Source organism: Collinsella aerofaciens (genome assembly GCF_032584215.1).
Taxonomy (GTDB): domain Bacteria; phylum Actinomycetota; class Coriobacteriia; order Coriobacteriales; family Coriobacteriaceae; genus Collinsella.
Genome location: NZ_JAWHPN010000002.1, coordinates 92,281 through 111,900, shown reverse-complemented (window position 1 = coordinate 111,900; position 19,620 = coordinate 92,281). Strand labels below are relative to the sequence as shown.

The following is a 19,620-nucleotide window of genomic DNA, read 5'->3' as shown; positions in this document are numbered from 1 at the left end:
CAAAAGGCGGGACGAGTTGCCCCGCCCCGCCAATTACGACTTGTAAGACTTGTTCGCCGACCCGCTACTCCCCCAGCAGGGCCTTCTCGGGCGTGATCGGAAGCGAGCGGACCTGGTGTCCGGTGGCGTGCGCCACTGCCGAGGCCACGGCGGCGAGCGGCGTGTTGATGACGACCTCGCCGATCGACTTGGCACCAAACGGGCCCGTCGGCTCGTAGCTCGGCTCAAAGGCCACGCGAATGCTGCCGATATCCAGGCGCGTGGGTAGCTTGTAGCTCATAAAGTTGCCGGTGCGCAGGCGACCGCGGTCGTCGTGCTCGACGATCTCGTAGAGCGCATGGCCTATACCCTGGGCAATGCCGCCCTCGGCCTGGACGCGCGCGAGTGCCTCGTTGATCACGGTGCCGCAGTCCACAGCCGCCGCGTAGTCCACCACAGTCACCTTGCCGGTGGCCTTGTCGACCTCGACCTCGGCAATACCGGCCATAAACGGCGGAGGCGATACGGGCAGGCAGGCAGAGGCGTGCGAGGTCAGCGCGTCACCGCCCGCGATGTTCTTGACGCACAGGTTGGCAAAGTCGCGCAGCGTGAGGTAGCGGTTCTGCTCGCGCGCGGCGCGCTCGTCGGACAGGCGCACGTACTGACCATCAAAGACCACATCGGTGGCATCCACATCCCACATCTGGGCGGCCTTGGTGCAGATCTTCTCACGCAGCTCGGTCGCTGCGTTCTTGGCGGCAAGGCCCGTCACGTACGTGCCCGAGCTCGCGTACGAGCCGGCGTCGAACGGCGACACATCGGTGTCCACGCCGCGCACCACGATAAGCGAGCTCTCCACGCCCAGCTCCTCGGCGGCGACCTGCGCCAGAATCGTGTCGACGCCCATGCCGTTATCGGTGGCGCCGGTGCCGATGGTAATGAAGCCGTCCTCTTCCAGGCGCATGTCGATGCCGGCGATGTCGACATTGGAGATACCCGAGCCCTGCATGGTGAGCGCACAGCCCAGGGCGCGCACGCGGTCGCCCAGGTCCACGGCTAGCGGCTTGTCGCGCCAGCCGATCATGTCCATCGCGCGCAGCAGGCAGCGGTCGAGCGCGCAGGCGTTGAGCTTTTCGTTGTAGTACTGCGGCATGACCTCGCCCTCGCGCACAATGTTCTTAAGGCGCAGGTCGGCGGGGTCCATGTGCAGCATGTCGGCGAGCTCGTTGACGGCGCTCTCCACGGCAAACTGGCCCTGGGTGGCACCGTAGCCGCGATATGCGCCGCCGCGGTTGGTGTTGGTGTAGACGGCGTCCCACCTAAAGCGGCTCGCCTTCACGTGGTTGTAGATGGGCAGGCTCTTGTGACCCGAGAGGCCGATCGTCGTGGTGGCATGCTCGCCATAGGCCCCGGCGTTGGACAGCGTATGCAGATCGATGGCCGTGATGGTGCCGTCGTTCATGGCGCCCAGCTTAACGGTCATCTGCATCTGGTGGCGCGAGTTGCCCGCGGTGATGGTCTCCTCGCGGGTATAGCAGCAGTAGCTCGGACGGCCGGTCTGCTGGGTGACGAACGCCACGAAGATCTCGCAGCAGCCCGTCTGCTTGGAGCCAAAGCCGCCGCCGATGCGCGGCTTAATGACCTGCACCTGCGACTGCGGGATATCGAGCGACTGAGCGACCATGCGGCGCACGTGGAAGGGCACCTGCGTAGAGGTGGTCACCGAAATGCGGCCGAACGCGTCGGTGGTCGCGAAGGCACGGAAGGTCTCCATCGGCGCGGTCTGGGTAGCCTGGCTGGTGTAGGTGCGGGTGAAGACGATGTCGCTCTGGGCGAAGGCCTCGTCCAAGTCGCCAAAATCGCTGGTACCGCTGCATACCAGGTTACGCGGAACATCGCCGCCCTGCGGGAACATAAAGGTCACGTCGCCCTCGGGGTGGACCACGATGTCGTTATCGAGCGCCTTGGTAAAGTCGAGCAGGGGCTCGAGTACCTCGTAGTCGACCTTGATGAGCTTGAGCGCCTTGTCGGCGGCCTCCTCAGTCTCGGCGGCGACGATCGCCACCTCCTCGTTTTGGTAACGGACGAGGTTCTCGAGAATCAAGCGGTCGTAAGGACTCGGCTGCGGATAGCTCTGACCGGCGATGGTAAAGCGGCGCTGGGGCACGTCCTCGTAGGTGTAGACGCCCACCACGCCGGGCACCTTCAGTGCGCGCGACGTATCGATGGAGCGAATCTTGGCGCGGGCATAGGGGCTGCGCTTGAGTTTGACGATGAGCGCACCGGCAGGTACCAGGTCGCCCGTGTAGACGGGACGACCCTCGAGCAGTGCCTTCGAGTCCTTCTTGGGCTGCTTGTGGGTAATCTGCTTGTACGCGACACCGTCGGAGCTCGTGTCGTTGACGGGCAGCTCGGGCATCTCGAAGCCCACCTTCACGCCGGACTCGTTGAGAAAGCGGACGATGGCGCGCAGCTGACTCTCGTAGCCGCTGCAACGGCAGAGGTTGCCGGCAAGCTGGCGCGACAGCTCCTCGCGCGTGGCGACGAGGCTCGGGTCCTCCTTGGCGGCGCGGGCAAGCGCCAGCACGTTCATGATGAGGCCGGGGGCGCAAAAACCGCACTGCTCGGCGCCTTCGGCAGCCATCGCACGGGCCAGCGCCTCAGACTCGGCTTTGAGGCCCTCGAGCGTGGTGATGGTGTGGCCCTCGACGCGAGCGGCGGGAACCGAGCAGCTCAGCACCGGGTCGCCGTCGAGCCACACCGTGCACAGGCCGCAGTTGGTGGTCTCACAGGCGCAGCGCACCGACGCACAACCCTGCTCGCGCAACAGTGCAAAGAGCATGGTGTCGGGGGCAATCTGAACCTTGACCTTACGGCCGTTGAGCGTAAAGGAAAGATCGATGAGTTTGGCAGCCATTAGCGCACCTCGCTAGAATCGACGCCGGGCACGCGGCGGCAGGAATACTCGTCCGTGGCGAACTTAGGGATCTGCACGGTCTCGAGCTCGCGGGCAAGCGCGGCAGAAAGCTCGATGCCGGCGGCGCGGCGCACGGCCTGAATCGCCAACGGTGCCGAGATGCGGCGGCGGTAGTCGGCCGAGCCCCACAGGTTGGTGCCGTAGCCCAGCGAGCGCACGGATGCGGCCAGGGCGCGAAGCTCGTCCTCGGAAGGATGCTCGTTGGTAAGGCCGCACGCCTCGCCCTGCAGCAGGGTCGCGCGCAGCGGGCGAGCGCCCACGGTGACATGCCAGCTGTTGTCCCACCAGGCGGCAGTGACGTTTAAGGAGGGGAAGTCGGTCGCGGCCTTGCGCACGGCCTCGTAGCTTGCACGGTAATCGTGCTTAACGACTACGATGTGCTCGATCACGTCGCGCACATAGCCCATGTCCGCGAACTCGGCGAGCGGCACGCGGCCGGCGCCTGTCAGCTCAACATAGGAATCGAGCGCCAGGAAAGCCGAGAGCACGTCCGAGAAGCCAAAGCGGCCGTAGATGCTGCCGCCCACCGTGGCGGTATTGCGCAGCTGCACGCCCACGATATCGTGGACGGCGAACTCAAAGACGTTGTTGACAAGCGCGTTGAGCCCGGCATGGCGCTCGAGCTGGCGCAGGGTGCACATGGCGCCGATGCGAAACTCGGTCTCGGTCTCCTCGATCTGATCGAGTCCGCAGGCCGAAAGGTCAATCGCCGTCGCCACGCGACGCGAACCCAGGCGCATCCAGATGCCGCCGCCCACAATCTTGTTGTTGCGGTTCTTCTGTAAGAGCTCATAGGCTTCGGCCGCGTTTCCAACACGGACGTAGGTACCGAACTTGAGCACGTTCTCCCCCATCTCTTCACTTGTCCAGTACTTTTAAGTGTACCAAACGAGGGGCCGCACACCGTTTTAGGACAAAATCCACCCACCCATCCATAACTTGCGGTGATATACGGACTGATTAGCCGTTCTGGGACGCTTAACAGTCCGTATATCACCGCAAGTTATGAGGAGTCCTCCGGGATAGAAAAGGCTCCCAGCCGGAATGGCTGGGAGCCTCATCACATGCTATGTCGAGCGTAGATTTAGCAGACGCCCTGGGCGAGCATAGCGTCGGCGACCTTCAGGAAGCCGGCGATGTTGGCGCCCATGACAAAGTTGCCCTCCTGGCCGTACTCCTTGGCGGTGTCGTCCACGTTGTGGAACATGCCGCGCATGAGCTGCTCGAGCTTGCCGTCGACCTCATCGAAGGTCCAGGACAGGTGCTCGGCGTTCTGGCTCATCTCCAGGCCGGACACGAGCACGCCACCGGCGTTGGCAGCCTTACCGGGCATAAAGGCAACGCCGTTCTCCTGGAAGTAGGTCGTGGCCTCGATGGTCGTGGGCATGTTCGCGCCCTCACCGACCACCTTGCAGCCGTTGGCGACGAGCGCCTGGGCGTCCTCGAGCAGCAGCGTGTTCTCGCGAGCGCAGGGCAGCGCGATGTCGCAGGGCAGCTGCCACACGCCGCGGCCGTCGCCCTCGTGCCACACGGCGTTGGGCTTCTCGTCAACGTACATAGCGAGCGTAACGCCCTTGTCGTGGCCAGAGCGCTTCTTGTTGTAGATGTGCTCGAGCACGGTGTAGTCGATGCCGTCGGGATCCTCGACCCAGCCGTGGGTATCGGAGCAGGCGAGCACCTTGCCGCCGAGCTGAGTGACCTTCTGGACCGCGTAGATAGCGACGTTGCCGGAGCCGTGAACGACGACGTTCTTGCCCTCGAAGGAGTCGCCGCGGCTCTTAAGGTACTCGTCCACAAAGTAGGCCAGACCGTAACCGGTGGCCTCGGTACGGGCGAGCGAGCCACCAAAGGAGAGGCCCTTGCCGGTAAGAACGCCGGTCCACTCGTTGGTCAGGCGCTTGTACTGACCGAACAGGTAGGCAACCTCGCGGCCGCCAACGCCCAGGTCGCCGGCGGGAACGTCGGTGTTGGGGCCAATGTGGCGATAGAGCTCGGTCATGAAGGACTGGCAGAAGTGCATGATCTCGTTGTTGGACTTGCCCTTGGGGTCAAAGTCGGAGCCGCCCTTGCCGCCGCCCATGGGAAGGGTGGTCAGGCTGTTCTTGAGGATCTGCTCCAGACCCAGGAACTTGAGCATACCCAGGGTGACCGTCGGGTTAAAGCGCAGGCCGCCCTTGTAGGGTCCAATGGCAGAGTTGAACTCGACGCGGTAGCCGCGGTTGACCTGGACCTTGCCCTGGTCGTCGACCCAGGGGACACGGAACATGACGATGCGCTCGGGCTCGACGAGACGCTCCAGCAGGGCGGCCTCCTCGTACTCGGGGTGGGCGTCGAGCGCCGGCTGAATGGTGCCGAGGATCTCGGTCGCGGCCTGGATGAACTCAGGCTGCTCGGGATAGCGGGCCTTGAGCTCTTCGAGAACTTTCTGCGTGTAGCTCATGCTTCCTCCAATAATGGGAAACGAAAATGTTGGTCGCGGCACCCTATGCGCCGCGAGCTTTATCGTGTATGGATAATATCGCACTGTTGCGGCAAAGTTTCGCATAAGCCGACGAGCAGATGTTTCATTTTGATTACGATGCAGGTAGAAGCGTTTTTGAGTGTCTGACGCGCAAAACCCGTGTTTCAAACCTGTTTCGTCCACGTGTTCCAAACCACCACATTGGGGACAGGTACCTTTGTGGTGTGGGTGGTTAGAGGACGAGCTGATGGTAGTCGGCGGGGGTTATGCGGCCTTCGGTGGCAGCGCGGAAGGCGGCGAGTGCATCGCCCGAGAACGGCATGGCCCAGCACAGCCCGCAGCCGGCGGTGATGGAGCCGGGCAGTGGCATGATGCGCCCGGGCACACCGGCGGCAAGACACAGCTGTTCGCATTCCATCACATCGAAGGTGCTATCGAACGAAACGATAATCTTGCGCTCGTGGTCGAGGGCATCACCGGACGGGCCTTCGTGATGTGCCTCGCGATACGCCGCGGCGGCCGCTTCCTCTTCCGCAGTATGTCCACAGCCACCGCAGCCGCAGGTACAGGGCTCGGAACCATCGCAAGTGCAAGGCTCTCCCGTGTCGGGACAAATATCGTGAGACATGGCAACTCCAATCGTCTAGGCGAGTAACTCGGCCGCCGCAAACTCCTCGGGCGTATTGACGTTTTCGAAGCAGAGCGTGGAACCGGCAACCTCGACAATCTGGGGCTCATCCAGATAGCCGGCATGGACCTGGTCGATCAAACAGCGGATGCGTTGGCGGTCCTTGTCGAGCAACTCACGGGCAACCGGCGCGCAAGTCTGGCGGCGCCACACGGCGCAAAGCGGCTCAATCCCCCGCTCCTCGCGCGGCACGCACACATCGAGCGCCTCGGCCTCAACATGATCGGCAAGCGCGCCGATGAGTTCCGGCGAGACAAACGGCATATCGCAGGCGACGATCGCCACGAGCGGCAATCGGGCCGCGGCCAACGAGCTCGCGATGCCGCGCATGGCACCCGCCGGCCCCTCAAGGTCCGACACTATTCGCGGCACCAGACCGCCAAACGCGCGCTGCTCAAGATAGACAAGCTCGCTGGGACGCGAAGTCGTCACGACTAACTCGCCGGCAACTGGCGCCAGCCGACCCAGCACGCGCTCGATGAGCGGCTCGCCGCAAAACAACATCCGCGCCTTGTCGCAACCCATGCGCGACGACAGGCCGCCCGCCTGGACGACGCAAGAAAGATCGGCTCGTCTTACGGTAGTCATACGGCAAAACACCCCCATCGGCATGCTCGAAACCCGGTGCACGAAGCTAAATGCAGCCGCCGAAATAGCGGCGCTACGAAAAGCTCGTGCAAAAACAAAACAGCGCCTTTGCGGCACGCAGCAAGACCGCGAGCACAAAAGCGCTGGTAGCGTATGGCGGGAACGTATGTGAATCGAACACATCCAAGACGTTTTGCACGCCTCGCAACGGTTTTGAGGACCGCGGAGCCCACCGGAGCCCATCCGTTCCCAAGTGCGCCGGTATTTTACCAAACCGAGCAGGCCCCATCCCAAAAAGACGAACAAGAAGTTGCGGTGGAATAGTTCCTGTATTTGCTGCCAAAGCCCCCAACTAGGAACTATTTCACCGCAACAGAGGAGACGGGGGCAGGTGACCGGCCTAGCGCAGGGAGCGCAGGCCGCCGGCATCCTTGTCAAGGACTGTGAAGCGTACGGCATCTAGATGCTCAAGGATGCTGATGGCGCGCTTGCGCGACACGCCCAGGGCCTCGCGCAGCACGCTCGTGGTGGCTGCGCCGCCGGCTGCCTCAATGGCGGCTGCGACGAGCTCACGCGCATGCGACTCCGCGGTGGCGGACAAGGCAACGTCGCGTTCGACCTTAACAATCGAGCGGTTAAGCGAAAGCTCGCGCAGGGCGCGCGTCATGGTGTCGCGATCGAGCTGCAGTTGCTCGCCCACCTCGGGCAACGTCGGTGCATCGAGGCCAGTTTCGTCCAGCAAGGAAACGATCCGCTCGCAAGCCTCTCGCACCACGCGTGCCGCCGCGGCGGCCGAATGCGGATCGAATACCTCGGCGCCCTCGGCGGCACACACGCCACGCGAGCAGCCCTCGGCAATCAGAGCCGCGGCAACGTCTTCGTCAGCGGTAGGCCACGCAGCATGGGCAACGGCGCCAGGCGTAAAGCCCGTCTCCTTGGGAGACGCCGCATGCATGGCTGACAGGGTCGCCGCCAGTGCATCCATCGCGGCGTCGAGCACCACGGCGTCCGCCAGGAGGTCCGCATCACCCACGACAAGCTTGCGAACGGAGCCCTGCGCCACCAGCCCGCGCAGTGCGGCATCGACCTCGCCGACACCAAGATCCAAAGCCTCGGCAACATCAACCGCCGTAACCGGCAGCGTCTGCAACGCTAGCCAAGCGCCCACACCGCCCGCGATATCGCCGGACTCGAGCGCCGCGTACAGCATGCACTCCCCCTCAGTAAGCTCGCGCGAGCGACGGCAGCGCGACAACAGCACGCGCCCGCCGCCAACAAGCATCACGGGCGAATAGGACAGCACCACGGCATGGTCCCCGGCACGTAGCGGCAGCGAGTTTTCCAAGCGCACCTGAACGATACGAGTCTCGCCCACCGCCATGGGGGCCTCGCCCTCCATGAGCATGATGCGGCCGACGACCTCGGCCGTACCGGCCATCACGTGCACGCGCGCACCCGACTCGAGCACACGCGGCTTGGCGCCCTCGCGGCCCAGGTAGGTGAACGTCATCAAAAAGCGCAACGTCTGACCAAAGCGGTCCGCCACGCCCAGCATCTCGCCACGGTCAAGCGCCGCGATACCGTCACCAACCAGGTTGAGCGCCACGCGTTGCCCAGGCAGCGCGCGCGGCGTATCGCCATGAACCTGAATCCCGCGTACGCGGCAGGCCGTTCGCGACGGCAGTGCGACGAGCTCATCGCCCACCGCAACCGGCGCATCGTGCAGCGTTCCCGTCACCACGGTGCCGGCGCCCTTGATCGCAAAGCAGCGGTCGATGGGCAGACGCGGTGCGCCATCGGCGAGCTCGGCACGGGCACGGCAGGCATCCCAGCAAGCGGCAACCTGCTCGTCGAGCGCAGCCAGCAGGTCATCGATTCCCGCGCCGGTCTTGGACGACACAGGCACGATCGGCGCGTCCGCAAACACGGTACCCGACAAAAAGTCATCGACATCGAGCTCGGCAAGCTCGGTCATCTCGGCGTCGGCCAGGTCGCACATCGTCAGCGCGACCACCATGTGTGTGACGCCCAGCAGCTCCAGCACATGCACGTGCTCGCGGGTCTGCGGCATCACGCCTTCGACGGCCGATACCACCAGCACAGCAACGTCGATGCCCGTGGCACCCTGCACCATGGCGCGCAGATAATGCGCGTGGCCCGGCACGTCGACCAGGCCAACGATCTTGCCACTCGGCAGCGCCAGCTCGCCAAAGCCAAGCTCAACGGTCATGCCGCGACGGCGCTCAACCTCCAGACGGTCGGGGTTTTTGCCCGTCAGTGCCTCGATGAGCGCCGACTTACCGTGGTCGACATGGCCCGCCGTGCCAACGATAACGGGACACTCCACCAGCACTTGAACCTCACTCATCGTGCAACCGCCTTCTCAACGCACGCGACGAGCGTCGATGCCGCCGTCTCGATATCGCGGTCGCCCACGAGTGTGCGCACATCAAACAAAATGCGGTCGTGCGAGGCGCGCGTGACGACCGGCGTATCGAAGTCTTGGACGAGAGAGCGCTTGAGCGCGTAGAGGGACAGGCGCCCGTCGACCGGGCAGACGGCCACGCACATCGTGGGCAGCTCGACGGTAGGCAGCGAGCCGCCGCCGGGAGTCGACGACTCCTCGACGATTTCCACCTGCACGGCGCACGGGCAACCCGCCTTATCGAGGCCCGCCACCATCAGCTCGCGTAGTTTGCGTGCGCGACGCTCCAGATGAGCCTGCGGAAGCGTGAGCATATTGAGCACCGGCACCTCGCGATGGGCCACATCCGCCCCATCCATGTAAATGCGCAGTGTAGCCTCGAGCGCCGCCAGCGCGAGCTTGCCCGGGCGCAGGGCACGCATAAGCGGATGCGACCCGCAGGCCTGGACCAGATCGCGACGGCCCATGATAATGCCCGCTTGTGCGGCACCGAGCAGCTTATCGCCCGAGCACGACACGATATCGAGCCCCGCCGCGACCGAAGCCGGCGTGGTTTCTTCGCCGCCGCGCACCAAGATGTCGTCGGGCAACAGCGCGCCCGACCCCTGGTCCTCGTAGAACAACAGACCATGCTTGTGGGCCAGGGCGGCGAGCTCCCTTGAGCTCACTTCCTCGTGAAAACCCTCGATGCGATAGTTGGAAGGATGAACCTTGAGGATCATTGCCGTTTCGGGCGTGATGGCGCGCTCATAGTCGCTCAAATGCGTGCGGTTGGTGGCCCCGACCTCAACGAGCTTGGCACCCGAGGCCTCCATAACATCGGGGATACGGAAACTGCCGCCGATCTCGACAAGCTCGCCGCGGCTGACGATAACCTCTTTGCCCGCGGCATGAGTCGCCAGCACTAGCAGCACCGCGGCGGCGTTGTTGTTGACCACGAGCGCGTCCTCGGCACCGGTAAGCGAGCGGATGAGCTCCGCGGCATGTTCCTTGCGCGACCCGCGCGAGCAGGTGTCCACGCTGTACTCGAGCGTGCTGTAGCCGCGCGCGACCTCGGCCACGGCCTCGGCGGCCGACTCCGCGAGCGGAGCACGGCCCAGGTTGGTATGGATGACCACACCCGTGGCGTTGACGGCGGGACGCAGGCTCGGCAGCGCGGAGCGATGCGCACGCCACTCGATGGCCGAGGCCAGCTCGCGCCTGGAACGCGGGGCGGCACCGGCGCGAATGGCGGCGCGCTCCTCGTCGAGCTCGGCCGTGACGGCAGCATGGACCACCGCGTCGCAGGTCTCCCCCGCCGCCTTCACCACCGGCCACTCGGCAAGCAGCTCGTTGACGGAAGGAATGGCGCGCAGGCGGTCGCGCACCTCATCGGACATGTTCTGGCTATCGCTCATGTGCAGCCTTTCAAAAGAAACGTGGATCAGTCGAATACATCAGCTGAGTCAATTACTCGTCATTATCCCCGCGCGCGACAATCTTTTCCACGCGAACGGCGTTTTCCTGAGTAAGCGCGGCACCCGTCAACGGGTCCCAGCGCAGCGGTGTGTGGTCGAGCGGCCCGACGCCCAGGGCCTGCCGGCCACCACTCTCAGCACCCAATGCGCGCCCACCGGGAGCAGCCGACGTAAAGATGCACGCCGGATGCAGATACGGCGTCGTCTCCACACGCACGCGGTCGCGGCCCATATCGCTCACGAGTTCGACGATCTCGCCGTCGGCGATGCCCATATGCGCAGCAGCATCGACATTCATCTGCACGGCATCCAGGTCCGACCCAGCCTCGGCGGCACCTTGGGCTGCAAGCCTTCGCGAGGTGTGCGACTCAAAGGGACGGTTGCCGCTAATGAGGCGAAACATCCCCGGGCCAGGCTCCACCATGGGAGCGATCCAGTTGGGTACACGACACAGGCCGGCTCGTTCCCATACGTCGCTTGCCAGCGCAATTTTGCCGCCGTCCAGTGGAATCACGGGCTCACCTGTGCGCGGCGGCAGCGGCACGCCCGTATCGACCCAACCGCGTTCCTTGAGCTCGTCCAGATCGATCCCAAAGGGCGCCACCTGGGCAGCCGCAAGGTCGTCCGGCGTAAAGTCGAAGTACTCGCCTACGCCGCAGGCCGCAGCCAACCCGGCAAAGATCTCCAGACCGGGACGCGTGTCGTTATGCAACACGGGCAGCACGGCGTTGCGGTAGAACAGGCGCGCATCGTTGGCACCTGTCACCGTTCCCACGCCACGGTCGGCCTCCAGATACGTCACGTCGGGCAGCACGAAGTCAGAAGCACGCGCCGTCTCGGACCAGCGAATATCAATCGTCACAAGCAAGTCGAGCCGCTGCAAAATACTCAACCAAGCCTGTGCATTGCCATAGCCCGCACCGGGGTTACTGGCATAGACGATGAGCCCACGCAAATCGCCGGCAAGAATCGACTGACCGATGGTCGTGCACAGGCCGCGCACCGGATCGACCAGTGGATAGCGCTCGGACCCCAGCTTGGGCCCACGCGGCACCGGCGGCGTCGCGAAACGCACAGGATCCAAGTCGCCCAGCGCAAGCGGTGTAGGTGGATTGAGCGCGCCGCCCACATGCCCGATACAGCCCAGCAGCACATCGACCAGACAAATCGCGCGCGCAGTCTGGGTGCTATTGGCATACGCGATACCGATGCCGCCATGAAAGCCCGCATCCACCACAGCGGCGGGCACGGCGGCAGCCAAATCACGCGCAGTCGCACGGATATCGTCCGCCGGCACGTCGCACATCGACTCGGCCCACTCGGGCGTCCAAGCACGGGCCGCCAGCGCCAGCTCGTCAAAACCCGTGGTATAGCGGGCAACGAACTCGTTGTCGTACAAGTCCTCGGCAATGAGCACATGCGCAATGCCCAGCAACAAGGCCAAGTCACAGCCCGGGCGCACGCGGAGCCAGCGATCGGCAAGCGCGGCGGAGCCGCTGCGCCGGGGGTCGACCACGATGATCTTCGCCCCGCGCCGGCGTGCATCGTTGAGCGCATCGACAGCCCCCATCGTCGACGAATCGACGATGGAACGCCCCAGATACATGATGCAATCGGTATGCGCCAGGTCGGAGGCGGGACTATAGCCCAGGCTGTGTTCCCAACCGGTAAGTCGGCTTACCTCGCAGGCGCCATCGGCACCGTATACGTTGGGCGAGCCCAGCGCATGCATAAAACGATACGCCCAGTAGCGGTCGAACGAGGGCACGCCGAGCGTCATGCCCAGCGCACGAGGCCCGCACTCGTCAACAATCCCCAAAAGACGCTCGGCAATCTGAGCAAACGCCTCGTCCCAGGTAATCGCATCAAACCCCGAGCCATCCCGGCGGCGTCGCATGGGGTGCACAATGCGGTCGCGCTCGTCAAACGGCATTGCCAGGCGATGCCGTCCGCGGGCGCAGAGGGCACGCGCCGCGCACGGATGCCCCAGCACCGGCAATTCGGCCACCACACGACCATCCTCAACGCGTGCCGCAAAGGCGCAATCGGCATAGCATCCCCCGCATGTGGTCACCACAGCGCGACCGTCACGCTCCACAGCAGATGCCATCTCGATTACCCCTTTCACAGGTCAAACACAACAGGCCAGCAGCACGCCAACGAGCCCCAGACCCAAAAAGCCTCCCGCACGGCAACGCCCCGCGGGAGGCCCAACGTCAAACAGACGGTACCTTACGCCTCGGACTTCTTGGCGTAGACAAACCAGTAGCCGAGCGCGATCAGAACCGCGCCGCCCACGATGTTGCCCAGCGTGGCGGCGGATAGATTAAACGCAATACCCGCGACGTTGAGTGCATCGGCGCCGGCGACCTTGGCACCATAGCCGCACGCGTGCATCACGGCACCCATGGGCAAAAAGTACATGTTGGCAACGCAGTGCTCAAAACCGCAGGCCACAAAGGCGGCGATGGGCAGCAGAATGCCCACGACCTTATCGACCACGGTCTTGCCGGCGGTACCGATCCACACGGCCAGGCACACAAAGATGTTGCACAGGATACCGCGGAAGAAGATCGTCACCCAGTCGATCGTCACCTTGCCGGCGGCGACGCTCACCATGGAATTGGCGACCGCCTCGCCGTTGAGCTTATAGATGCCGGCCATGTACACCAAAAAGACGATGAACAGGGCACCGACAAAATTGCCGACCCACACGACGACCCAGGCCTTGAGCATCTGAGCCAGGGTGATCTTTTTGCTCTTGAGCGCGCAGACCATAAGCGAATTGCCGGTAAACAGCTCGGCGCCGCACACCAGCACCAGCACCAGGCCCAGGCAAAAGCACAGGCCGCCCACGACGCGCTGGGCACCCCAGCCCAGCGTGCCGTCGCTCAAAAACACCGTAAAGAACAGGCCGCCGAAGGCGATAAACGCGCCGGCGAACATTGCCAACAGAAAGGCCTTAGCGACCGGCAGGTTAGCCTTGGTCACGCCGGCGGCCTCGGTCTTGGCCTCGATCGCGGCGGGCGCCAGGCAATCGGGAGCGGGGTACTCCACCTTGGAATCTGCCATGTCAATCACTTCTTTCCTAATCAGCAGGGACAAGCGCTCCTATTGCTCTTGCCCCAAGCGGACAAAGTGGGAAAAGTCGTTGGCGGCCACGGCGTCGTACACGGCGTCGACGGCCTCAAAGACCTCCGGGGACATGGGGTTATAGAACTCCGTATCGCCCGGCTGAATCCCTATGAAGACGATATCTTCGCACGATTGCTCGATTTCCTCGATCAGAATCGACAAAGGGAGCGAATGCGTGGTGAACATCGACTTGCGGGCCACGTCACGTTTGTCGAGCAAGCGGATGGCGCCGACGGGCAGCGCCATGTCGGCGGCATCGACCAAAACCAAACGCGGCGGACGTTCACGCTTAACCTCGATGATGTCGTCCTCGGGCGTTTGCCCGCCGTCGATGGTGTACCAACCGGCGATGGGCGCGTCCTCCATCTTTTTGGAGAGCACGGGGCCGGCGGCATCGTCGGCACGCAGCACGCTTCCCGCCGTGAGCACGATACCCGCAAACGGGGCGCCGTTCACACGTCCATCCACAACGCGATCCATTACTGCAACCTTCCCGTCAGATACACACCCGACACATCGCGCACGCGCTCCACCAAATCGCAGAACTTCATTAAGAACGCGACCTGCTGGGCATGCAGGCCAAAGTCGTCGTCGAACACCGAGATGCCGGCCTTGGCCGACCCGCGAAAACCGCGCTCGTCGAGCAGCGCATCGCAGGCCTCGAGCAGCGACGGCACCGCCGCCTTGTCGAGCTGGCACTCGCCAAAGGAGCGGATGGCCTCGAACTTGGTTTTGGCCTCCCCCTCCGGCAGCGCGTCGACGAGCGAATAGAACACGTTCACCGGCACCGACAGGCGCGGCTCAAAGCAATCGAGCACGCCGGTGTGGTGGCCCACGGCGAGCGTGTAGTACAGCACGTCGCAGGCCTCCTGGGGAACGTCTTCCTCGGTCTCCACAAACTTACGCGTGAGCTCATAGAAGACCACCTGGTCGGGCGCATGGCCCAGGCAGGGGTCGGCGACGCCCTCGGCGGCCTCGTCGCTTGCGCGCGAGGCATCGCCAAAAGAACCGCCGAGCATGCCGGGACCCGCAAAGTAACCAGAGCGGTCCGTGAGCTCCATCTAGCGACCTCCGGCCAGCACCAGATCCTGCAGCGCCGAGTACACCTCGACGCGGCGCGGATCGTCCTGCTTGTCGATGAGCAGCGCCATGGCACCGCGGATATCGCCCTTGGGCGCGCCCTCGAGCGTATCCATAAACTCGTTGGCCAGATCGCGGCCGTAACGGTAGCCGCTCATGGCGCGAGCCTCGCGCTCGATGGCAACGCGCAGCTTGTACGGCACGCCGGGGTGCAGGATATCGGCCTGCTCGCCGGCGGCCTCCACCGTGGTCTCGGCATGGAGCTTTTGGTCCAGCAGACCGAGCGCCATGGCAAAGCCGTAGACGGTCTGCGCAGGGCTGGGCGGGCAGCCGGGAATGTAGACGTCGACCGGCAGAATCTTATCCGTGCCGCCCCAGACGCAGTAGTTGTCGTAGAAGATGCCGCCGGTGCAGCCGCACGCGCCATAGGACACCACGATCTTGGGATCGGGTGCGGCCTCAAACGCGCGCAGGGCCGGCATGCGCATGGCACGCGTCACGGCGCCGGTGTACAGCAGCACATCGGCGTGACGGGGCGAGGGCACGACCTTGATGCCAAAGCGCTCGACGTCGAAGACGGGCGTGATGGAACCGAAGATCTCGATCTCGCAGCCGTTGCAGCCGCCGCAGTCGACACGGTAGACGTACACCGAGCGCTTGATCTTCTTAAGAAGGGTCGCCTTGGCCTTCTCGATGCTCTCGTCGAGCTCGATCTTGGTCGGGCGGTACTGAAGCCGCTCGGGCAAAAGCGTGGGTTCGGCCATGGTTACTCCTCCTTCGTTTCAAAATCCATGATGATGCCCTCGACCGGCGCCGGACCGGCGGGAATCTCGGGCGCATCGGGGTTGAGCTCGCGGTCGATATACTCCGGGTTCACACCGTGGCCGCCCAGATACTCCATGCCGGGGCCCTGGGGCTCACCGGACGCAAGCGTCTCGTTGGCAGCCATGCCGTGCGCGTTGCCGGTCTTTACGGCCGAGGCGGCGCGCAGGGCGTCGAGCTCGCGCTTACACTCCTGGCACATACCGACGGTACGGGCGGCCTGCTCGGCCTCCATGCCGCCGGCCTTTTGCAGCAGGCGCTTGGCGTAGTCGATCTCCTTGTGCGGGGCGAACGGCTTGCCGCAGCGCGAGCAGTGCTCGAGCGTGTAGACGCTCTTGCTGGTGAGGTCGTCCTTGCTCATGACGGCCAGCTCAAACTCCTCGGTGAGCTTGATGGCCTCCATGGGGCAGGCTTCCTCACAGCGGCCGCAAAAGATGCAGCGACCGTAGTCGATCGACCAGGTGATGGTATCGGCCGCAAGGTCGGTGTCCATGCGAATGGCATCGGCCGGGCACGCCACGCCGCAGGCTCCACAGGCGATGCAGAGCTCGGCATTGTGCTCGGGCTTGCCGCGCATGTCCTTGTTAGTGGGGAACGGCGCAAACGGGTACTTGACCGTCGCGTCACCGGCCTTGGCGTTAACCTTCCAAAGCTTCAGCATATTAGAGCGCCTCCTCATCGAGCGGAGCGGCCATGGTGCCCTCGCCCGCAAGCGGCGACTTGTCGCGCCAGACGTTCTCGAACTGCTCCTTGTCGAGCACGTGGTCGCGCTTGGCGGCGACATCGGTCACCGTCACGCGGTCGGTGCAGGAGTAGCACGGGTCAAGCGAGCCGACGATCAGCGCCGCGTCGCCCACGGTGTTGCCGCGGAACATGTAGCGCAGGACCGGCCAGTTGCTGTACGTGGCCGCCTTGGCGCGCCAGCGGTAGCACTTCTGGTTGTTGCCGAGCATGGCCCAGTGCACGTCCTCGCCGCGCGGAGCCTCGGTGGCGCCGATGGCGTACTTGTGCGGGGTGTACTCCCAATCCGTGGTGAGGATGGGGCCCGACGGGCAGTTCTCGAGCATGGTCTCGATCATGTCGATCGAATCGTAGACCTCCTGGATGCGGACGGCGGTGCGGCCGAAGGCATCGCAGGTGTCTGCCGTGGCAGCATGCATCTTCTGAACATCCGGATCGGCGTAGCCGTCGAAGGGATGGTCGAAGCGCACGTCGCGGGCATAGCCCGAGCCACGCATGAGCGGGCCGACCGGCGAGAAGTCACGTGCGATCTTGCGGTCCAAGATGCCGATGCCGCTCGTACGCTCAATAAAGTTGGGCGTGGAGAGCAGCATGTCGACGAGTTCCTGAACCTCGGAGCGCAGCTGGTGGATGGTCGTGAGCGTGGAGAGCTTCTGCTCGGCCAAAATGTCGCGACGCACGCCGCCGATCACGTTGAGGCCGTAGGTCTTGCGGTGACCGGAGAGCTTCTCGGCCAGGTCCATGGACTTCTCGCGGACGCGGAAGAACTGCTGGAAGCCGGAATCGAAGCCCGTGTAGTGCGACGCCAGGCCAATGTTGAGCAGATGCGAGTGCAGACGCTCGACCTCGAGCATGATGGCACGGATGTACTGGGCGCGCGACGGGACATGAATGCCCTGGGCGCGCTCGACGGCCTCGGCATAGGCCACCGAGTGGGCGCAGCCGCAGATGCCGCAGATGCGGTCGGCGAGGAACGTCACAGCGTCATAGTTCAGGCGCGTCTCGGCGACCTTCTCCATGCCGCGGTGCACATAGAACAGACGGTAGTCGGCGTCGACGATCGTCTCGCCCTCGGCGAACAGGCGGAAGTGGCCGGGCTCGTCGGAGGTAATGTGCAGAGGGCCCATGGGGACGAGCGTGGTCTCCTTGCCCTTGGTGTCGGCCAAGAACTCGTAGTTTTCCATGTCGCTCGCGGGAGCGGGACGGAAGCGGTAGTCCATGGAGTCCTTGCGCAGCGGGTACAGGCCGCTGGGCCAGTCATCGGGCAGCACCAGGCGGCGACGATCGGGCAGACCTTCGGGGATCAGGCCGAACATATCGCGCAGCTCGCGCTCGCCCCACACGCAGGCGGGGACGAACGGCGTCACGGACGGGAACGTCATCTTGGCGGGATCGACCTCGGTGCGGACGGTCACCCAGCCGGGATCCTCCCCCTCCATGGAGATGACGTAGTACACGGCGTAACGGCCGCACAGGCTGCGCTCATCGTTGCCGATGATCACGGGAATCCAGCCGTAGCGCTCGTAGTACAGGTAGTGGACGGCCTCGGGCAGCTTGTCCTGCTTGACGGTGATCATCAGCTGGTCCTCGCACTGCCACTCAACCTTCTCGATAGCGCCCGGCACTGCGGCGCGCAGGGCCTCGACGTGGCTTTCGCAACGACGAGCGTAGTCCTTCTTTTCAGGTTCTGCCATGGTGCTAATTCACCTCGCTTGTCTTGGTCTGGGAACTGAACACCATGCGGTAGAGAGGAGCCTCGTGGAGCTCTTCGACGCTCTGGTTCAAAACGACGGACGTTGCATCCTCGACGCCGCTCGTGATGGCGACCGGGGTGGCGATACCGAACCACATGACCACGATCGCGAGGGCGATCTCGGGGATGATCATGAGGGCGGGCACCTCGTGGCGCTTCATGCCCTCGGGCGCCTTGCCGAAGATGGACTTGAGCGCGATGCCGGTAAGGGCAAAGTACACGCCGGTGAGGCCAATGGCCACGAGCACGACCACCCAGATGGGACCGGACTGGACGCCGGCCACGAAGGTGAGGAACTCGGAGATGAACAGGGCGAACGGCGGGAAGGCGGCGAGCGCGAGCAGGGCGATGATGGTGAGCGCTGCCGTGACGGGAGCGATCTCGACGACGCCCTTGATCTTGTTCAGGTCGCGGGTGTGGTAGATGTGCTGGATGTTACCGGCCATGCAGAAGGCGAGCGCCTTCGTGAAACCGTGGAAGATGCAGTGCAGCAGGCAGGCGGCGATACCGAGCGGACCACCGATACCCAGGCACAGCGCGACCACGCCGACGTTGTCGACGGAGGAGTACGCGAAGCGGCGCTTGATATCGTCCTGCTTAAAGATGCACAGGGCGGCCACCAGGATGGACAGCGTGCCCAGGATGAGCAGGAGCGTACGCGGATAGGTGTCGCCCACCGTGATGATGGACAGGGAGTAGAAGCGGATGATCACCAGCATGGCGCACTTGAGCAGCACGCCCGAGAGCAGCGCGGAGACCGGGCTCGGAGCCTGGGAGTGCGCGTCGGGCAGCCAAGTGTGCATGGGGAACAGGCCCGCCTTGGTGCCGAAGCCGATGACGATGAACGCGAACGCGAGGCGCACGAGCATCGGGTCGAACTGGTCGGCGTAGGGCATGATGGAGGTGAGGAAGGCGGCCTCATGCGCGTTGGGCATGATATCGGCGGCGTTCGCGTAGATGAGCAGCGTGCCGAACAGGCCGAAGGCCACACCGGCGGTGCAGACCATCGCGTACTTCCAAGACGCCTCGAGCGCCTGCTTGTTCTTGTAGATGCCCACGAGGAACACGGTCGACAGCGTAGTGGCCTCGACCGCCGCCCAGGTGAGGATGATGTTGTTGGACAGGCAGGCGAGCAGCATCGTGAAGACGAACAGGCTGAACAGCGCGTAGTACTGCTTGGTGCGCTCGGCCGGCATGGTCTTCTCCTCGATATCGATCTTGATATAGGAGATGGAGTACACGCCGGTGATGAACCCGATGATGCCTACCAGAAGGACGAAGATCGACGAGAGCGAATCGAGATGGAGCCACAGGCCCAAAGCGTCGATATTCTGCCCGCTCGAGAGCATGGTTCCCGCGGTGACGACCGAAAGGACAAGGGTCGCCGCGACGGAGATGGTGTTGAGCCCCGCGAAGACGTTGTAGGACGTCGTCTTGGGGAGCGCAGCCATAATCAGGGAGAACACGAGAGGACAAGCGAGCAGGGCGACCGTCAGCATTGAAACATCCATGGC

General features: G+C 64.2%; 15 protein-coding genes and 1 tRNA gene. All 16 read right to left on the bottom strand.

Annotated elements, in window-relative coordinates; all coding sequences use genetic code 11:
* Positions 1-64: 64 nt before the first annotated feature.
* The 16 genes from RX395_RS01085 to RX395_RS01010 all read right to left on the bottom strand — a co-directional run bounded on the left by RX395_RS01085 (position 65) and on the right by RX395_RS01010 (position 19,617).
* A complete protein-coding gene (locus RX395_RS01085) occupies positions 65-2,896 on the bottom strand; it encodes a molybdopterin-dependent oxidoreductase (RefSeq protein ID WP_316364835.1) in 2,832 nt (943 codons plus the stop codon).
* Positions 2,896-3,798: an FAD binding domain-containing protein gene (locus RX395_RS01080; protein WP_316364833.1), complete on the bottom strand. Its 903-nt coding sequence runs from the start codon at positions 3,796-3,798 to the stop codon at positions 2,896-2,898. Before RX395_RS01080 ends, RX395_RS01085 begins: the two co-directional genes overlap by 1 nt.
* Positions 3,799-4,040: 242 nt before the next feature.
* Entirely contained in the window at positions 4,041-5,396 is a 1,356-nt protein-coding gene (gene gdhA, locus RX395_RS01075; protein ID WP_316364832.1) for an NADP-specific glutamate dehydrogenase, read from the bottom strand.
* 253 nt (positions 5,397-5,649) lie between these two features.
* The gene (locus RX395_RS01070) at positions 5,650-6,045 is read right to left on the bottom strand and encodes a DUF3343 domain-containing protein (RefSeq protein ID WP_316364831.1); all 396 of its coding nucleotides are present in this window, start codon (positions 6,043-6,045) and stop codon (positions 5,650-5,652) included.
* A 15-nt stretch (positions 6,046-6,060) separates the two neighbouring features.
* Positions 6,061-6,693, bottom strand: a complete 633-nt coding sequence (gene mobA / locus RX395_RS01065) for a molybdenum cofactor guanylyltransferase (protein WP_316364829.1) — start codon at positions 6,691-6,693, stop codon at positions 6,061-6,063.
* 154 nt (positions 6,694-6,847) lie between these two features.
* Positions 6,848-6,944: transfer RNA gene (locus RX395_RS01060), tRNA-Sec, on the bottom strand.
* 149 nt (positions 6,945-7,093) lie between these two features.
* A complete protein-coding gene (selB, locus tag RX395_RS01055) occupies positions 7,094-9,061 on the bottom strand; it encodes a selenocysteine-specific translation elongation factor (RefSeq protein ID WP_316364827.1) in 1,968 nt (655 codons plus the stop codon).
* On the bottom strand, positions 9,058-10,515 hold the full coding sequence (selA, locus tag RX395_RS01050) for an L-seryl-tRNA(Sec) selenium transferase (protein ID WP_316364826.1): 1,458 nt from the start codon (positions 10,513-10,515) through the stop codon (positions 9,058-9,060). Before selA ends, selB begins: the two co-directional genes overlap by 4 nt.
* Before the next feature lie 52 nt (positions 10,516-10,567).
* The gene (locus RX395_RS01045) at positions 10,568-12,685 is read right to left on the bottom strand and encodes a molybdopterin-containing oxidoreductase family protein (RefSeq protein ID WP_316364825.1); all 2,118 of its coding nucleotides are present in this window, start codon (positions 12,683-12,685) and stop codon (positions 10,568-10,570) included.
* A gap of 122 nt (positions 12,686-12,807) precedes the next feature.
* The gene (locus tag RX395_RS01040) at positions 12,808-13,647 is read right to left on the bottom strand and encodes a formate/nitrite transporter family protein (RefSeq protein WP_316364823.1); all 840 of its coding nucleotides are present in this window, start codon (positions 13,645-13,647) and stop codon (positions 12,808-12,810) included.
* Between the two features lie 39 nt (positions 13,648-13,686).
* A complete protein-coding gene (hycI, locus tag RX395_RS01035; protein ID WP_316364821.1) occupies positions 13,687-14,190 on the bottom strand; it encodes a hydrogenase maturation peptidase HycI in 504 nt (167 codons plus the stop codon).
* On the bottom strand, positions 14,190-14,771 hold the full coding sequence (locus tag RX395_RS01030) for a formate hydrogenlyase maturation HycH family protein (RefSeq protein ID WP_316364819.1): 582 nt from the start codon (positions 14,769-14,771) through the stop codon (positions 14,190-14,192). The genes hycI and RX395_RS01030 overlap by 1 nt, the downstream gene beginning before the upstream one ends.
* Positions 14,772-15,554: an NADH-quinone oxidoreductase subunit B family protein gene (locus tag RX395_RS01025; protein WP_006234107.1), complete on the bottom strand. Its 783-nt coding sequence runs from the start codon at positions 15,552-15,554 to the stop codon at positions 14,772-14,774.
* 2 nt (positions 15,555-15,556) lie between these two features.
* The gene (locus tag RX395_RS01020) at positions 15,557-16,273 is read right to left on the bottom strand and encodes a formate hydrogenlyase complex iron-sulfur subunit (RefSeq protein WP_196022398.1); all 717 of its coding nucleotides are present in this window, start codon (positions 16,271-16,273) and stop codon (positions 15,557-15,559) included.
* A gap of 1 nt (position 16,274) precedes the next feature.
* Positions 16,275-18,047 carry a hydrogenase large subunit gene (locus RX395_RS01015; RefSeq protein ID WP_316364817.1) on the bottom strand — a complete coding sequence of 591 codons (1,773 nt, stop codon included), beginning with the start codon at positions 18,045-18,047 and terminating at the stop codon, positions 16,275-16,277.
* A gap of 4 nt (positions 18,048-18,051) precedes the next feature.
* Positions 18,052-19,617, bottom strand: coding sequence for a hydrogenase 4 subunit F (locus tag RX395_RS01010; RefSeq protein WP_099431575.1), 1,566 nt, complete (start codon positions 19,615-19,617; stop codon positions 18,052-18,054).
* Positions 19,618-19,620: the final 3 nt, after the last annotated feature.

Coding starts and splice junctions, on each gene's coding strand:
- RX395_RS01045 (WP_316364825.1), bottom strand. CDS start 12,685: ATGGCATCTGCTGTGGAGCGTGACGGTCGCGCTGTGGTGACCACATGC.
- RX395_RS01015 (WP_316364817.1), bottom strand. CDS start 18,047: ATGGCAGAACCTGAAAAGAAGGACTACGCTCGTCGTTGCGAAAGCCAC.
- RX395_RS01030 (WP_316364819.1), bottom strand. CDS start 14,771: ATGGAGCTCACGGACCGCTCTGGTTACTTTGCGGGTCCCGGCATGCTC.
- RX395_RS01010 (WP_099431575.1), bottom strand. CDS start 19,617: ATGGATGTTTCAATGCTGACGGTCGCCCTGCTCGCTTGTCCTCTCGTG.
- RX395_RS01020 (WP_196022398.1), bottom strand. CDS start 16,273: ATGCTGAAGCTTTGGAAGGTTAACGCCAAGGCCGGTGACGCGACGGTC.
- selA (WP_316364826.1), bottom strand. CDS start 10,515: ATGAGCGATAGCCAGAACATGTCCGATGAGGTGCGCGACCGCCTGCGC.
- selB (WP_316364827.1), bottom strand. CDS start 9,061: ATGAGTGAGGTTCAAGTGCTGGTGGAGTGTCCCGTTATCGTTGGCACG.
- mobA (WP_316364829.1), bottom strand. CDS start 6,693: ATGACTACCGTAAGACGAGCCGATCTTTCTTGCGTCGTCCAGGCGGGC.
- hycI (WP_316364821.1), bottom strand. CDS start 14,190: ATGGATCGCGTTGTGGATGGACGTGTGAACGGCGCCCCGTTTGCGGGT.
- gdhA (WP_316364832.1), bottom strand. CDS start 5,396: ATGAGCTACACGCAGAAAGTTCTCGAAGAGCTCAAGGCCCGCTATCCC.
- RX395_RS01085 (WP_316364835.1), bottom strand. CDS start 2,896: ATGGCTGCCAAACTCATCGATCTTTCCTTTACGCTCAACGGCCGTAAG.
- RX395_RS01025 (WP_006234107.1), bottom strand. CDS start 15,554: ATGGCCGAACCCACGCTTTTGCCCGAGCGGCTTCAGTACCGCCCGACC.
- RX395_RS01040 (WP_316364823.1), bottom strand. CDS start 13,647: ATGGCAGATTCCAAGGTGGAGTACCCCGCTCCCGATTGCCTGGCGCCC.
- RX395_RS01070 (WP_316364831.1), bottom strand. CDS start 6,045: ATGTCTCACGATATTTGTCCCGACACGGGAGAGCCTTGCACTTGCGAT.